We start from the raw sequence: 14,356 nt of genomic DNA on the forward strand, positions 1-14,356 counted from the left end.
CGCCGCGCGGGCGGGCGCATTGCGGTCGCGCCCGCCACCGTCCGGGAGCTGCGGGAAGGCTCGGTCGACGAGGTCGGGGAAGGGACGGTGGAACGGCGGGGTCCGGACGCCGATGTCGCCGCGACGACGCTGCGGCGGCTCGGATTGCCGCCGGGCGTTCCCGCCGCGCCGTGCCGCGTGGCCGCTCTGCTCGGCGACCCGGACCTGGTGGTCGACGGCATCGTCGGCATTTCCGGGCACGGCTCCTTGCGCCCGGTGGCGGCCGGGCTGGTCGCGGGCGTGCGGTGTCCGATCATCGCGGCCGACCTGCCCAGCGGCGTCGACCCCGATACGGGCTGCGTGGACGGTCCGGCGGTGCGCGCCGATGTCACCGTCGCCTTCGGCGCGCTCAAGCCGGTGCACGCGCTGGCCGCGCCGTACTGCGGGCGAATCGAGCTGGTGCCCATCGGGTTACGGCTGCCCGACGCGAATGTGATCGCGCTGGAACCGCGCACGGTCGGAGCGCTCTGGCCGGTGCCCGGGCCCGCCGACGACAAGTACACCCAGGGCGTCACCGGCGTGTGCGCGGGCAGCTCCACCTATCCGGGCGCGGCCGTGCTGTGCGCCGGCGGGGCGATCGCGGCCACGTCGGGCATGGTGCGCTACGCGGGCACCGGCGCCGAACAGGTGCTCGCGCATTTTCCGGAAGTGATTGCCGCGGAATCGATTTCCGCTACCGGGCGCGTGCAATCCTGGGTCTTCGGGCCGGGCGGGGGCACCGATTCCGCGGCCCATGACCGGTTGGCCGAGATCCTCGCCACCGACCTTCCCGTAGTGGTGGACGCCGACGGCCTCACCCTCCTCGCCGCGGATCCCGACCTGCTCACCGGGCGCACCGCCCCGACGGTGCTCACCCCGCACGCCGGTGAGTTCGCCCGCCTCACCGGCTCCGAACCGGGCCCCGACCGGGTAGCCGCGGTGCGCAAGCTCGCCGAATCCTGGCATGTCACAGTCCTTTTGAAGGGGCGAGCCACCGTGGTGGCCAGCCCCGGCCACCCCGTCCTGGTCAATGAGGCGGGTGGCAGCTGGGCCGCGACCGCCGGTTCCGGCGATGTCCTGTCCGGCATCATCGGCGCACTCCTGGCCCGCGGCCTGCACCCCGCTGTCGCCGCCGCCTCCGCCGCCCGGGTCCACGCCCTGGCCGCCAATCTCGCGGCCCACTCCGCCACCACCGCGGGCGCCCCGATCTCCGCTTCCCCCTTGCTCTCCCACATCCGCGAAGCCATCGGAACCCTGCGGGAACTCGCGGCCTGACCGCCGGGAGGTTCCCCGAGCATTGGTGGCTCGGCGGACGACTGCTCGCGGGGGGCGAGGATCGCCACCGGAGTCGAGGACTACATCAACCGGTGGTAGCCGCGGTGTGCAGGGCGGTGCGGGCGGCGGCGATGACGGGATGGCCGCCGGTACCGCGGCGGTAGGCGAGGTGTGTGCGGCGGCGGGTGGGGAGCGGGGTGAGGGTGACGGTGGCGGGGGCGGAGTGGGTGCCGAGGTCGGGGACGAGGGCTACGCCCTGGGCGGCCGCGACCAGGTTCAGGACGGTGCCGAAGTCGTCGGCGTGGTGGCGGATGCGGGGGGTGAAGCCCGCGGCCAGGCAGGCGCGGACGGTCATTTCGTGGCAGAGGGTGCCCGGCGTACCCGCGATCCAGGGGGAATCGGCTTGGGCGGCAAGGGGTCCGGGGGTCAATGTGGCCAGGTGGATGGTCTCTTCGAAGAGGGGTTCGGTGTCCAGGCCCGGCTCGGGGGTGAGGGGGACGTAGTCGTATTCCTGGAGGAGGGCGATATCGAGGGTTTCGGCGCGCAGGGCCGCGGGGGCGGCCGCGGGGTCCAGCTCGGTGACGAGGAGTTCCAGCAGGGGGTGGTCCCGGCTGAGGGTGACCAGCGCGGGCGAGAGGATGTGGTGGACGGCGGTGGGGAAGGCGCCGATGCGCAGGGTGCCGGTGAGTTCGATTCGGGCGGAAGCGAGTTCGGCGGTCGCCTGTTCCAGGACGGCCAGGATGGTTTCGGTGTGCTCGACCAGCCGCAGCGCGGCGGGGGTGAGGACGACGCTGCGGCCGGTGCGTTCCAGCAGCGGCACCCCGGCTTCGCGTTCCAGGGCGGTGAGCTGCTGGGAGACGGCCGAGGGCGTGTAGGTGAGGGCATCGGCGACGGCGGCGATGGTTTTCCGGTGCGCGAGTTCGCGGAGCAGGCGCAGCCGGCGGACATCCAGCATCAGTTGATCTTATGCTCGGGGATAGAAACGTGAAATAGACCTGACGCATCTGCTCGACCAGGCTGGGGGCATGACATTCAACGGCCTCTACGTTCCTCTGGTCACGCCCTTCACCGCCGACGACGGACTGGCCGCGGACGCCCTGGAGGCGCTCGCCCACGAGGTCCTCGACGCCGGCGCGGCGGGCCTCGTCGCGCTGGGCACCACCGGCGAACCCACCACCCTCACCCGCGACGAGCAGCGGCGCGTCATCGATATCTGCGCCCGCGTCTGTGCCGACCGCGACGCCGCCCTGATCGTCGGCGCGGGCTCGAACGCCACCCTCGACTCGGCGCGCGCCCTGTCCGCCCTCGACCCGCGCGCCACCGCCGCCCTCGCCGTGGTCCCGTACTACAACCGGCCCTCGGAAGCCGGTGTGGTGGAGCACTTCCGGGTGCTCGCCGCCGCCAGCCCGGTGCCGGTGCTGATCTACCACATCCCCTACCGCACCTCCCGCACCCTGACCGCCGAAACCCTGTGCCGCCTGGCCGAACTGCCGAACGTGGCGGGCTTCAAATACACCGCGGGCGGCATCGACGAGACCACGGTTGCCTTCCTGGCCCGCGTCCCCGGGCACGTCTCGGTGCTGGCCGGCGACGATCTGTTCGCCGCCCCGCTGCTGGCGCTGGGCGCGTCCGGCGCGATTCTCGCGTGCGCCAATGTCGCACCTGCGGCCTACGCCGACCTGGTCGCGGCCTGGCGCACCGGCGCGCTCGACACCGGTCGCGCCCTGGGCAACCGGCTGGCCCCGCTGGCCCACGCCCTGTTCGCCGAACCCAATCCCATTGTGGTGAAAGCGGTCCTGGCCGCCCAGGGCCGAATCCCCACCCCGAACGTGCGGCTCCCGCTGCTCCCAGCGAGCTCCGAAGCCCTCGCCGCGGCGCTGGCCGCCGTGCCCATGGCGCTCGCCACCGCGATCTGATTCCGCCCCGCGCCGGCCGCCCCGACTCGGGTGTGACGCGAATCGCCCCTGCCCGGATGGCAGGATCGGTGGTGTGAAGCAGCCCGACCCACAGGTGGAAACCCTCGTCGACCTGGACGCCATCGCCCACAACGTGCGCATTCTGGCCGAGCACGCCGGTGACGCCGCGGTCATGGTCGTGGTGAAGGCGGACGGGTACAACCACGGTGCGGTCGAGGTCGCGCGGGCGGCACTCGCGGCGGGGGCGCGGGAACTGGGCACCACCACGGTCCGCGAGGCGGTGGCATTGCGGGCCGCCGGGATCACCGCGCCGATCCTGTGCTGGCTCAACACCTCCGACGCCGACTACGCGAGCGCGATCGGCGCCGATATCGAGATCGGGGTGTCGGCGCTCGCGCAGCTGGAGGCGGTGGCCGCGGCCGCCCGCCGGCTGGGGCGCGTCGCGACCGTCAGCCTGAAAGTGGATACCGGGCTCAACCGCAACGGGATTCCCGCCGCCGAATACCGGGAGGTCCTGGACCTGCTGCGCTCGCTGGTCGACGCCGGGACGGCCCGGCTGCGCGCGATCTTCTCGCACCTGGCGCTCGCCGATCAGCCCGATCACCCGGTGAACGACCGGCAGCGCGAACGCTTCCTCGAGTTCATCGCCACCGCCAAGGAACACGGCCTCGAACCCGAACTGGTGCACATCGCGAATTCCGCTGCCGCGCTGACCCGCCCGGACCTGGCCTTCGACATGGTTCGCCCCGGCATCGCCGTCTACGGCCTGTCACCGATCCCGGAACTGTCCGACTTCGGGCTGCGCCCGGCCATGAGCTTCCGCGCCCGCGTGCTGCGCGTGAAGCGGGTGGCCGCGGGGGAAGGCGTCTCCTACGGCCACGACTGGATCGCCGAACACGACACCACCGTCGCGCTGCTGCCCGCCGGATACGCCGACGGCGTGCCGCGCACCCTCGGCGGAAAATTCTCGGTGTGGCTGGGCGGCGCGCGCCGTCCCCAGATCGGGCGGGTGTGCATGGATCAGATCGTGGTGAACCTCGGCGAGAACGAGGCCGGAGTCCAGGCGGGCGACACCGCGGTGCTGTTCGGCGGCGAGCCCGGACACCCGCGCGCGCAGGAATGGGCCGACGCGCTCGGCACCATCAACTACGAGATCGTGTGCAATCCGCGCGGCCGTGTCGTGCGCGACCACATCGGGGGCGACCGATGAACGACCACCGCATGCTCACCACCGTCGAGGACACCGAGGCGCTGGGCCGTGAGCTCGCCGAACAGCTGCAGGCCGGGGACCTGGTCATCCTCGACGGCCCGCTGGGCGCGGGCAAGACCGCGCTCACCCGCGGCATCGCCGCCGGGCTGGGCGTCCAAGGACGGGTCAGCTCACCGACTTTCATCATCGCCCGCCAGCATCGCGCCGGCGCGCACCCGGGCGCGGTGGCGCTGGTGCACGTGGACGCCTACCGGCTCGGCGGTGACCTCGACGAACTCGACGCCCTCGACCTCGACACCGATCTCGACCACGCGGTCGTGGTGGTGGAATGGGGTCTCGGCGTGGCCGAACACCTGGCCGACCGCCACCTGCGGGTCCAGCTGCGGCGCGAACCCGAGTCCGATGTCCGCACCGCGGAATGGGAGTGGGTCGCCGCCACCTGATCCGGCGCGAGATTCCCGCTGGCAGACACCACGCCGAGTGGGCTGTACCACCCGGTATTGTTGAGGCAATCATGCTGATATTGGCTGTCGACACCGCGACTCCCGCCGTCACAGCGGGACTGGTGGAACTGGAACCGGCGCAACCCGGGTCGAACGCACCGCGCATCACCACGATCACCGAACAGGTGACCGTGGACGCACGCGCGCACAACGAGGTGCTGACGCCCCAGATCCTGCGCTGCCTGGCCGAGTCCGGGCGCTCCCGCGCGGACATCGCGGCGGTCGTGGCCGGTATCGGCCCGGGACCGTTCACCGGACTGCGGGTCGGCATGGCCACCGCCGCCGCCTTCGGCGACGCGCTCGGCCTGCCCGTCTACGGGGTGTGCAGCCTCGACGCCATCGCCGCCGACACCGAGAGCTATCTGCGCGAGAGCTCCGACCCGGTCGAACTGCTGGTCGTCACCGACGCCCGCCGCCGCGAGGTGTACTGGGCGCGCTACCGCGCCGTCCCCGGCAGCCTGGTGCTGGAACGCTGCGAAGGCCCCGAGGTGAGCAAGCCCGCCGACCTGGATCAGGCCGCCGCCACGCTGATCGCCGGATCCGCCTCGCACGTCGACTATTTCGACCTGCCCGTGCTGCCGGTCGAGACGCCGTCCCCGGCCGGGCTGGTGCGCCGCGCCGCCGCCGACATCCTGTCCGGCGTCGTCCCCGCCCCGCTGGTACCGCTGTACCTGCGCCGCCCGGACGCCGTCGAGAAGAGTTATGCGCAGGTGGGCCGATGACCATCCGCATCGAACCGATGCGGCCCGCCGACGTCACCCGCTGCGCACAGCTCGAGCAGGTGCTATTCCCCGAGGACGATCCCTGGCACGAGGTGTCGTTCCTGTCGGAACTGGCCGGACCGCACAACCGCTACATCACCGCCCGCGACGCCGGCGGGACCATGGTGGGCTACGCCGGAATCGCGTTGCTCGGCACCGCCGAACACCCCGAGGCCGAGGTCCACACCATCGGCGTCGACCCGGAACAGCACCGGCGCGGCATCGGCACCCTGCTGCTCGAGGCGCTGCTGCTGGAGGCCGGACGCCGCGGCGGACCCGTCTTCCTCGAGGTCCGCACCGACAACGCGCCCGCCATCACGCTCTACGAGAAGCACGGCTTCCACATCATCGGGCTGCGCAAGAACTACTACCAGCCCAGCGGGGCCGACGCGTACACCATGCGGCGACCGGCCATGGCCGGATTCCCGCAGGATGGATTCATCACCGACGCCGAGGTCTCGTCATGATCGTCATGGGTATCGAAAGCTCCTGCGACGAAACCGGAGTCGGCATCGTACGGCGGCTGCCCGACGGCAGTTGCGAACTGCTCGCCGACGAGGTCGCCTCCAGCGTCGACCAGCACGCCCGCTTCGGCGGCGTGGTGCCCGAGATCGCCTCGCGCGCACACCTCGAGGCCATCGTGCCCGCCGTGCGCCGGGCCCTGGCCGCCGCCGGGATCAGCAAGCCCGACGCGCTCGCCGTCACCATCGGCCCCGGCCTCGCCGGCGCCCTGCTGGTCGGCGTGGCGGCGGCGAAAGCCTATGCGGCGGCCTGGGATATCCCGTTCTACGCGCTCAACCACCTGGGCGGGCACGTCGCCGTGGACACCCTCGAGCACGGGCCGATGCCGCCCGCGGTCGCCCTGCTGGTCTCCGGCGGCCACACCCACCTGCTGCACGTGACCGATCTCGGACAGCCCATCACCGAGCTCGGCAGCACCGTCGACGACGCCGCCGGCGAGGCCTTCGACAAGGTGGCGCGGCTGCTCGGCCTCGGCTATCCGGGCGGTCCGGTCCTGGATTCCATTGCCACCGAAGGCGATCCGAAGGCCATCGCCTTCCCGCGCGGCATGACCGGGCCCCGCGACCCGCGCTACGACTTCTCCTTCTCCGGCCTCAAGACGGCCGTCGCCCGCTATGTCGAAGCGGCGCAACGGGAAGGCCGCGACCTGCCCATCCCCGATATCGCCGCCTCCTTCCAGGAGGCCGTCGCGGACGTGCTCACCATGAAAGCGGTGCGCGCGGCCCAGGACGTCGGCGTGGACACCCTCGTGCTCGGCGGCGGCGCCACCGCCAACTCCCGCATCCGGTCCATGGCCGAGGAACGGTGCACGGCAGCGGGAATCACCCTGCGCGTGCCCAAGCCGCGCCTGTGCACCGACAACGGCGTCATGATCGCCACCCTGGGCGCGCACGTGATCGCGGGCGGCGCACAGCCTTCCGAACTGACCGTGGCCACCGATCCGGGCCTGCCGGTCTCCACGAGCTACCTGTGAGAGTCGGACCGTGATGGTCGCCGGCGTGGATCTCGTGCGTGAGTCAGCGCGACAACCGATTTCGCGAGGGTCGGGGTAGCTCGTCGGCGCCCGACGGTCAACGGCTCAGCGCCGGCCGCTGAAATCGCGGGGAGGCGGCGAAGGCGTTGGAGCGCGGCGTGGGCGAGACGCGCGGTTCCGGCTCGATCGGCGGCAGCGTGGTGCCCAGCAGCGGGCCCAGCAGGCGGGGCAGATCCGCGGGGAACGGGATCTGGGGTAGATCCGGGTCCGGGCGCAAGGGCGGCTGCTGCGAGGAGATGTTGGGGACCGTGGGAGTGCCGCCGGCCGAACCGGTCTGGGCCGGGGGCGGCACGGCGACGGTGGTGCGGTGGCTCGGATTCTGATTCGCGGTCGGGTTGGTGGAACCCTGCGCCGGAGCGGTCGTCGACGGGGCGGGCGGCGTGGTCGCCGGCTGCTGGGTCGACGTGGTCGGCGAGTAGTGCGCGGGCTGCGGTTCCTCGACCACGAACTCCTTGACCCCGTACCCGACGATCAGGCCGACCACCACGATCGCCCCGGCCAGGGTGCCCGCCAGCTTGGTGAAGGTGCCGATCGGCGCGTCCGTGCCCAGGCCGATCACCGGGAAGGCGGTCGGCACGGTCGAATCGGCCACCAGCGCCGCGCCTTTCGCGATCGCGGACTCCGGTTCGGGCACGGTGACCACGGGCATCTCGAGCTGGCGTTCCAGCCCCACCACCATGATCGGGACGTTCGCGCCGCCGCCGATCACCGCGACGGCCTCCGGGTACTTCGCGGCCCGCGTGAACACGCCGCGCGCGAACACGGCCAGCTCGCGCAGCAGGTCGGCGACGATCTCCTCGAAATCCACCCGGGTCAGCTTCAGCGGCTGGCCGGCCACATGGTCGATGGTCACCGCCGGGACCACTGACAGGTGCTCCTTGGCGGCCCGGCTGCGATTGAGCAGGATGCCGCGGTTGGGGCGGATGCCGCGGCGCGACAGGTGGCAGTCCAGCAGATGCTGCAGGATCAGTTCGTCGATGGCGTTGCCGCTGATGTGGGAGGTGCGCTCGGACCGCAGCACGGTGTCGTCGGCGTGATCGGCGACCGAGACCGTGGTGCCGGTGGCCCCGATGTCGATGACCGCCACGGTGTCCCAGCGATCCAGCAGGCCGGTGTGCCGCAGGTAGGCGAGCGCCGCGGTGGTCTCGGGAATCAGTTGCACGCCGTGCCGCTGCCGCCCGATGGCGGAACGGATGATCTGGGCCTGCTCGCGGTCGCGGTAGGCGACCGCGATATCGCCGGGCGGGGTGGAGTCGGGCTCGTGGCCGTTGCTCCGGGCGGCCGAGCCGACCGGATGCACGGTGTCGCGGGGGATCTGGGTGGTCATCAACTCGATCGAGGAGGCCACCAGATCACCGAGGTCGGAGTGCGCGGTATCGGCCGTCACGACCCGGTAGTCGAAGCTCTGGGCGCCGTTGGGCGCGGTGGCGACCGTTGCCGAGCACACCACTTCGCTCCCGGCGGAGATGCCGAGGGATGTTCGCATGTTCACCTCCCTTCGAGCGGATGGTCCTGGTGGAGACGACCATCTCGAACGGACTCCGGACCCGCCCAATGGGTAGCAGGCGATTCCGGCGAGCTACGGACCGTGGCGGGCTCGCGTCCGATGGGGCATCCGGACCTGCCACTGATCACTTGCGGTCTTGCTCTCTTCTCGAGCCCGTGCGGGGGTTGCCGCACGGTTAGCGGGGTGAAGCAGATGTGTAACTGTCGACGGCGCGCGTGACCCGACCGATTCGGTCTCGCCGCGTGGCCGCCGTCAATGGTGTCACAATCCGTTATCCGAACGTTACAGATTTTCGGATTTCTTTGGAAGACCTCAGATTCCCCGGCCGTCACGTCGGCGAGTCGCGGCCCGAGGGGGCGCCGGAGGCCCTTGCCCCGAGCGCTGGCAGCCCCTTGCCTTGAGCGCTGGCACTCCCATGTATAGAGTGCTAGGTGGCACTGGTATTTGTGCTCAGGTGCCAGCTGATGACTACTGAGCAGGGGTCCCGGCACCCGCGACGACGGGGCTGATTGCACAGGGTCACGCACATGACCGAAACCGTGCGTCCGGGGAACAGCCCCGGACGAGAAGAATCCCCTGAAAGTGGAGGGCTCAACGTGGCGAGCGTGAACATCAAGCCGCTCGAGGACAAGATCCTCGTCCAGGCCAACGAGGCCGAAACCACCACCGCCTCCGGTCTGGTCATCCCCGACACGGCGAAGGAGAAGCCCCAGGAGGGCACCGTCATCGCCGTCGGCCCCGGCCGCTGGGACGAGGACGGCGAGAAGCGCATCCCGCTGGACGTCAAGGAAGGCGACGTCGTCATCTACAGCAAGTACGGCGGCACCGAGATCAAGTACAACGGCTCGGAGTACCTGATCCTGTCGGCCCGCGACCTGCTGGCCGTCGTCACCAAGTAAGCGACGCACCAACTCTCGGGACGTTCAGGGGGCTCGGCCCCCGAACCCCCGGATCCGCCCCGGAGTCGCAGCTGCGAAAGCCAGCATTCGGCCCGGGGCGGAGTGCGTTCCCACCCAACCTCTTCGGGGGTTCGGGGCCTAGTCCCCGGACCGACCCGGACCCACAGGAGTAGGTACATGGCAAAGCAGATCGAGTTCGACGAGAAGGCTCGTCGCGCTATGGAGCGCGGCGTCGACAAGCTCGCCGACGCCGTCAAGGTCACGCTCGGCCCGCGCGGCCGGCACGTGGTGCTGGCCAAGGCCTTCGGTGGCCCGACCGTCACCAACGACGGCGTGACCATCGCCCGCGACATCGACCTCGAGGACCCGTTCGAGAACCTGGGCGCGCAGCTGGTCAAGAGCGTCGCCACCAAGACCAACGACGTCGCCGGCGACGGCACCACCACCGCCACCGTGCTGGCGCAGGCGCTCATCAAGGGCGGCCTGAAGAACATCGCCGCGGGCGCCAACCCGATGACCCTGGGCAAGGGCATGAGCAAGGCCGCCGACGCGGTCGCCGCGGCCCTGGCCGCCGCCGCCACCCCGGTCAACGGCGAGAAGGCCATCGCGCAGGTCGCCACCGTGTCCTCGCGGGACGAGGAGATCGGCGCCCTGGTCGCCGAGGCGCTGACCAAGGTCGGCAAGGACGGCGTCGTCACCATCGAGGAGTCCTCGGGTCTGCAGACCGAGGTCGCCATCACCGAGGGCGTGCAGTTCGACAAGGGCTACCTGTCCCCGTACTTCGTCACCGACCCGGAGACCATGCAGGCGGTCTACGAGGACGCGTGGATCCTGCTGAACCGCGAGAAGATCAGCTCGCTGCCGGACCTGCTGCCGCTGCTGGAGAAGATCGCCGAGTCGGGCAAGCCGGTCGTCATCATCGCCGAGGACGTCGACGGCGAGGCGCTGTCCACCCTCGTGGTGAACGCGATCCGCAAGACCCTCAAGGTGGTCGCGGTGAAGGCCCCGTTCTTCGGCGACCGCCGCAAGGCGTTCCTGGACGACCTGGGCATCGTCACCGGCGGCACCGTGGTCAACCCGGACCTGGGCATCACCCTGCGTGAGGCCGGCCTGGACGTGCTGGGCAAGGCCCGCCGTGTCGTGGTCACCAAGGACGAGACCACCATCGTCGAGGGCGCGGGCTCGCAGTCCGACATCGACGGCCGGGTCGCGCAGCTGCGCAAGGAGATCGAGCACACCGACTCCGACTGGGACCGCGAGAAGCTGGAAGAGCGCCTGGCCAAGCTGGCCGGCGGCGTCGCCGTCATCAAGGTCGGCGCGGCCACCGAGACCGAGCTCAAGGAGCGCAAGTACCGGGTCGAGGACGCGGTCGCGTCCGCCAAGGCCGCGGTCGCCGAGGGCATCGTCCCCGGCGGTGGCACCGCCCTGGTGCAGGCCGCGGCCACGCTGCCCGCGCTGCGCGACTCGCTGACCGGTGACGAGGCCGTCGGCGTCGAGGTCGTGCGCCAGGCCCTGCTGGCCCCGCTGTTCTGGATCGCCGGCAATGCCGGCGTCGACGGCGCGGTCGTGGTCTCCAAGGTGACCGACGGCGAGCACGGCTTCAACGCCGCCACCCTCACCTACGGCGACCTGGTCGCCGAGGGCGTCATCGACCCGGTCAAGGTGACCCGCTCGGCCGTCGAGAACGCCACCTCGGTGGCGCGCATGGTGCTGACCACCGAGTCCGCCATCGTCGACAAGCCCGTCGAGGAAGCGGCCGACGCGCACGCCGGCCACTCCCACTGATCGATCGGTAGTACCCGAGGCCCCCGGACGGATTCCGTCCGGGGGCCTCGGCGTTTCCGGCTGCGGGGCAGGTCATTTCGACGGTGGGATCGGGGAGGGCGCCGGATCGAGCGGTGCGGTGATCGGCGGCAGCGGGACGGCCGGGTATTCGTCCGGCGCGGCGGCGGGGGAGTGGGCGGCCGCGTAGCAGCCGACGCCGATGAGGGCGACGGCGGCGATGCCCGCGAGCGCGCGGAGGGTGACGCGGGTGAGGGTGGAGAGTAGATACATGCCGAATCCGTTCGCGGGGCGGCATGAATTCTCATGGCGCACACGGACTTACAGTGTCCGAATCGTCCCTTTTCTTCCGGCTGTTACCCGGGTGTGCCTTACCAGTCGAACGGGTAGGGCCGGGGCGGAATCGGGAGATTGCCCCGGAGAGCGTTCCGGGGCGCGCGCGGGGTCAATCTCTCACGGGATAGGACGAACGCCCGTTTCCGTGGCGGAGAGCGGTGTGCGAATGGTGAATCGTGGTCGGCGGGGCCGGGTCTGTGGCTATCGCGGCGAGCAGGCGATCGCGGAGGGCGGGTGGCGGCGGGACGGCCGGCACCGACGCGACCAGCGCGAGCGCTTCTCGGGTCTGCTGCACTTCCAGGGTGAAGGCGGCGCGCAGTACGGGGTCGTCGGTATCGAGCAGATCCGCCACCGCGCGCTGATCTTCGTCGCCGATCGATCCGAGCGCGACAGTGTGCGCGAGATCGATCTGGCTTTCGTTCATCTCACGTCACTCCCAAACTTTTCTTGAGTCGTGTCAGTCCGTCCCGAATACGGGACTTAACGGTAGGTAACCCTACGCCCAAATAGGCTGCCACCTCGGCGTATGTCCGGCCGCCGAAGTACGCGAGGGAGATCGCCTCACGCTGCGTCTCGGTCAGGGTGGCCAGCCCGGCGAGTACCGCCTGCTGTTCCAGCCGTCGCCCGACTTCTTCGGTGACCTCGTCGAATTCGTTACCGAGGGTGCTGGTGCCGTACGCGACCTCACGCTGGGCGTGGGCCTGCTCGGCGCGGACGCGATCGACCGCGCGGCGATGGGCCAGCGTCATCAACCAGGTGACAGCGGACCCCTTGTTGGGGTCGAAATTGGCGGCCGTGCGCCAGATCTGGAGATAGACCTCCTGAGTGGTCTCCTCCGCGTATCCCGGATCGTGGAGCACGCGTAGGACCAGGCCGAACACTCGCGCGCTGGTGCGGTCGTACAGCTCGGCGAAGGCCTGCTGATCCGACTGCCCGCAACGCTCGAGAAGTGCGGCGAGTTCGAGACTTTCGGCTGCGCGCGCCGTCACCGCAGAGTCCACGCTGGGTGCATCCACCCCTCGTCCGTCCCTCGAGCTCTGGAACGAGTCGCCCTCTGCAGCAGGCGGCCGCGTTGTCACAACGCTCCGTTCTGTGTCATCGGTCACGAGGGTAGCGGGTCGCTATGACCTCCTCTCGGGTGGGGGTGATTCGGCAAAGCGACTGTGGCACAGCGATTTTCCGATTTGTACCGAAACGCCGCAATCGTGACATCGAAGACACGCCGTGACGCGCCGGTCGTTGCCGGCCCCGCCGCGCGGTGCCGGGTGTTTGCTAGCTATTCGGCGCGCCACCCCGAAAGGATGGGAAGAATCTCGAGCCCGGCCCGCTGTCGCATCAGGGACACCGCTGGTGAACACCAGTCTCGCGGGTTTGCCGAGAGTGCCTGCGGGCCCCTGGATTACGCGACGATGCGCCGGCGATTGCGGCGGGCGTGCAGCTCGCGCTCGGTCTCGGACATGCCACCCCAGATGCCATAGGGCTCACTGACCTTCAGCGCGTGCGAACGGCACTGCAACAGCACCGGGCAGGCCTTGCAGATCTCCTTGGCCCGCAGCTCGCGCTGGGCCCGCGCCCGGCCGCGCTCGCCGTCCGGGTGAAAGAACACGGCGGAGTCCTGGCCGCGGCAGGATCCGCGCATCTGCCAATCCCATACATCGGCGTTCGGCCCGGGGAGGTGGGTTGGCATCGGCATGGTGAACTCCTCTTGGTGCGAGCTCGTCGGCATTGTCGAGCGGTGCTGGTGGCAAACAGGTGGCCGCATCGCCGTGGCCCGGCGATCGCACTTCATCGGCGCCGCAATTCAGCACGACGCCAACGACGGCGATGACGTACGTTAGGTCGCGAAACGAATTCGAGTCAATAGCTTCATTCGACTCGAGCCGAATACCTGCACATTAGAGAATTAACATCCGAGCTATTTACAAGACAGGGGCGCTGTGGTGATACTGATCGGTTGCCCAGCACCGTGACCGCGCTGTGATAGCCCATCCGACTGGTTAAAACCGCTGGTAGCACAGGCTTTTTGGGTCGGAATCCGGATGCTTCGATCTATGCAAGGCTCTCGATCAGAGTGATCTCAGCCATTGGACATCGAGCGCTGAGTAGGGTAGAGATGGCCGCTTCGAGGCCGCTGGGTTAATAGCGCGAAACGCTATACGAATTCCTAACGGGCGTGCTGGTCGATAGCGAGGACAGATTTACCGAGTGGAAACACAAAGGCGTTGATGAATGCTGGCTGATAGCTGGCGAACTATGCTATGGCGGCTGCCGTCACTTGTCCGGCCACTGGTTACAGTGCGGCTGTGCCTGTGCTCGAAGTGAACTCCGTACTCGCCGACGCCGCCTTCGGCGCCACGCCCGAGTGTGCTGCCGCCGGGTTGCCCGCCGCGCCCGACGCCACCGGATCCTGGCTGCGCGCGGTCTCGCTCAGTGGCATCGGTTACTACGCCGCCGCGCGCGCCGAACTCCGCCACGCCCGCCGCGGCACCACCGACGCCGCCCTGTCGTCACTCACCCACAGCACCGAGGCGTCGTTGCTGCGCCAGCTCGGCTGGCACAGCCACGCCGCTGTCGCGGACGGGCGCGCCGCCGCC

At 70.2% G+C, this 14,356-nt stretch carries 15 protein-coding genes and 1 pseudogene; 10 read left to right on the forward strand and 6 right to left on the reverse strand.

All coding sequences use genetic code 11. The annotated features are described in order from the left end of the window. Positions 1-1,293: NAD(P)H-hydrate dehydratase (locus tag ACWELJ_RS29135; RefSeq protein ID WP_452369324.1), on the forward strand; the 1,293-nt coding region annotated here is incomplete at its 5' end. Between the two features lie 85 nt (positions 1,294-1,378). On the opposite strand, the gene ACWELJ_RS29140 is transcribed toward ACWELJ_RS29135, so the two are convergent. Beyond that, a complete protein-coding gene (locus ACWELJ_RS29140) occupies positions 1,379-2,248 on the reverse strand; it encodes a LysR family transcriptional regulator (RefSeq protein ID WP_452369325.1) in 870 nt (289 codons plus the stop codon). Positions 2,249-2,318: 70 nt separating this feature from the next. On the opposite strand from ACWELJ_RS29140, the gene dapA reads away from it, so the two are divergent. The 6 genes from dapA to tsaD all read left to right on the forward strand — a co-directional run bounded on the left by dapA (position 2,319) and on the right by tsaD (position 7,178). Further along, a complete protein-coding gene (gene dapA / locus ACWELJ_RS29145) occupies positions 2,319-3,209 on the forward strand; it encodes a 4-hydroxy-tetrahydrodipicolinate synthase (RefSeq protein ID WP_452369326.1) in 891 nt (296 codons plus the stop codon). A gap of 73 nt (positions 3,210-3,282) precedes the next feature. After that, entirely contained in the window at positions 3,283-4,419 is a 1,137-nt protein-coding gene (gene alr / locus ACWELJ_RS29150) for an alanine racemase (RefSeq protein ID WP_452369327.1), read from the forward strand. Beyond that, positions 4,416-4,862, forward strand: a complete 447-nt coding sequence (gene tsaE, locus ACWELJ_RS29155; protein ID WP_452369328.1) for a tRNA (adenosine(37)-N6)-threonylcarbamoyltransferase complex ATPase subunit type 1 TsaE — start codon at positions 4,416-4,418, stop codon at positions 4,860-4,862. The genes alr and tsaE overlap by 4 nt, the downstream gene beginning before the upstream one ends. Positions 4,863-4,933: 71 nt before the next feature. After that, positions 4,934-5,644, forward strand: coding sequence for a tRNA (adenosine(37)-N6)-threonylcarbamoyltransferase complex dimerization subunit type 1 TsaB (tsaB, locus tag ACWELJ_RS29160; protein WP_452369329.1), 711 nt, complete (start codon positions 4,934-4,936; stop codon positions 5,642-5,644). After that, on the forward strand, positions 5,641-6,150 hold the full coding sequence (gene rimI / locus ACWELJ_RS29165; RefSeq protein WP_452369330.1) for a ribosomal protein S18-alanine N-acetyltransferase: 510 nt from the start codon (positions 5,641-5,643) through the stop codon (positions 6,148-6,150). Before tsaB ends, rimI begins: the two co-directional genes overlap by 4 nt. Continuing rightward, complete coding sequence (tsaD, locus tag ACWELJ_RS29170; protein ID WP_452369331.1) at positions 6,147-7,178, forward strand: tRNA (adenosine(37)-N6)-threonylcarbamoyltransferase complex transferase subunit TsaD; 1,032 nt, start codon at positions 6,147-6,149, stop codon at positions 7,176-7,178. The genes rimI and tsaD overlap by 4 nt, the downstream gene beginning before the upstream one ends. 97 nt (positions 7,179-7,275) lie before the next feature. Here the strand turns inward: tsaD and ACWELJ_RS29175 are convergent, their stop codons facing one another. After that, on the reverse strand, positions 7,276-8,724 hold the full coding sequence (locus ACWELJ_RS29175) for an Hsp70 family protein (RefSeq protein ID WP_452369332.1): 1,449 nt from the start codon (positions 8,722-8,724) through the stop codon (positions 7,276-7,278). 617 nt (positions 8,725-9,341) lie between these two features. On the opposite strand from ACWELJ_RS29175, the gene groES reads away from it, so the two are divergent. Together groES and groL are read left to right on the forward strand one after the other, a co-directional pair. Beyond that, the gene (groES, locus tag ACWELJ_RS29180) at positions 9,342-9,644 is read left to right on the forward strand and encodes a co-chaperone GroES (protein ID WP_033086015.1); all 303 of its coding nucleotides are present in this window, start codon (positions 9,342-9,344) and stop codon (positions 9,642-9,644) included. Positions 9,645-9,821: 177 nt separating this feature from the next. Continuing rightward, entirely contained in the window at positions 9,822-11,429 is a 1,608-nt protein-coding gene (gene groL / locus ACWELJ_RS29185; RefSeq protein WP_452369333.1) for a chaperonin GroEL, read from the forward strand. 72 nt (positions 11,430-11,501) lie between these two features. On the opposite strand, the gene ACWELJ_RS29190 is transcribed toward groL, so the two are convergent. The 4 genes from ACWELJ_RS29190 to ACWELJ_RS29205 all read right to left on the reverse strand — a co-directional run bounded on the left by ACWELJ_RS29190 (position 11,502) and on the right by ACWELJ_RS29205 (position 13,455). Then, positions 11,502-11,699, reverse strand: a complete 198-nt coding sequence (locus ACWELJ_RS29190) for a hypothetical protein (RefSeq protein ID WP_452369334.1) — start codon at positions 11,697-11,699, stop codon at positions 11,502-11,504. A 172-nt stretch (positions 11,700-11,871) separates the two neighbouring features. Then, the gene (locus ACWELJ_RS29195; protein WP_452369335.1) at positions 11,872-12,186 is read right to left on the reverse strand and encodes an RskA family anti-sigma factor; all 315 of its coding nucleotides are present in this window, start codon (positions 12,184-12,186) and stop codon (positions 11,872-11,874) included. Position 12,187: 1 nt separating this feature from the next. After that, complete coding sequence (locus tag ACWELJ_RS29200) at positions 12,188-12,763, reverse strand: sigma-70 family RNA polymerase sigma factor (protein WP_357089901.1); 576 nt, start codon at positions 12,761-12,763, stop codon at positions 12,188-12,190. Positions 12,764-13,161: 398 nt separating this feature from the next. Beyond that, on the reverse strand, positions 13,162-13,455 hold the full coding sequence (locus ACWELJ_RS29205) for a WhiB family transcriptional regulator (protein WP_357088823.1): 294 nt from the start codon (positions 13,453-13,455) through the stop codon (positions 13,162-13,164). A 610-nt stretch (positions 13,456-14,065) separates the two neighbouring features. On the opposite strand from ACWELJ_RS29205, the pseudogene ACWELJ_RS29210 reads away from it, so the two are divergent. Beyond that, positions 14,066-14,356 (forward strand): annotated as a pseudogene (locus tag ACWELJ_RS29210) (hypothetical protein); the annotation flags it as partial.

The sequence above is a fragment of the Nocardia sp. NPDC004582 genome, assembly GCF_053602115.1.

Excerpts from the sequence above, each read along its gene's own strand:
- tsaE (WP_452369328.1), top strand. The coding sequence starts at position 4,416 with ATGAACGACCACCGCATGCTCACCACCGTCGAGGACACCGAGGCGCTG.
- groL (WP_452369333.1), top strand. The coding sequence starts at position 9,822 with ATGGCAAAGCAGATCGAGTTCGACGAGAAGGCTCGTCGCGCTATGGAG.
- ACWELJ_RS29140 (WP_452369325.1), bottom strand. The coding sequence starts at position 2,248 with ATGCTGGATGTCCGCCGGCTGCGCCTGCTCCGCGAACTCGCGCACCGG.
- ACWELJ_RS29195 (WP_452369335.1), bottom strand. The coding sequence starts at position 12,186 with ATGAACGAAAGCCAGATCGATCTCGCGCACACTGTCGCGCTCGGATCG.
- ACWELJ_RS29175 (WP_452369332.1), bottom strand. The coding sequence starts at position 8,724 with ATGCGAACATCCCTCGGCATCTCCGCCGGGAGCGAAGTGGTGTGCTCG.
- ACWELJ_RS29190 (WP_452369334.1), bottom strand. The coding sequence starts at position 11,699 with ATGTATCTACTCTCCACCCTCACCCGCGTCACCCTCCGCGCGCTCGCG.
- rimI (WP_452369330.1), top strand. The coding sequence starts at position 5,641 with ATGACCATCCGCATCGAACCGATGCGGCCCGCCGACGTCACCCGCTGC.
- dapA (WP_452369326.1), top strand. The coding sequence starts at position 2,319 with ATGACATTCAACGGCCTCTACGTTCCTCTGGTCACGCCCTTCACCGCC.
- tsaD (WP_452369331.1), top strand. The coding sequence starts at position 6,147 with ATGATCGTCATGGGTATCGAAAGCTCCTGCGACGAAACCGGAGTCGGC.
- tsaB (WP_452369329.1), top strand. The coding sequence starts at position 4,934 with ATGCTGATATTGGCTGTCGACACCGCGACTCCCGCCGTCACAGCGGGA.
- ACWELJ_RS29205 (WP_357088823.1), bottom strand. The coding sequence starts at position 13,455 with ATGCCGATGCCAACCCACCTCCCCGGGCCGAACGCCGATGTATGGGAT.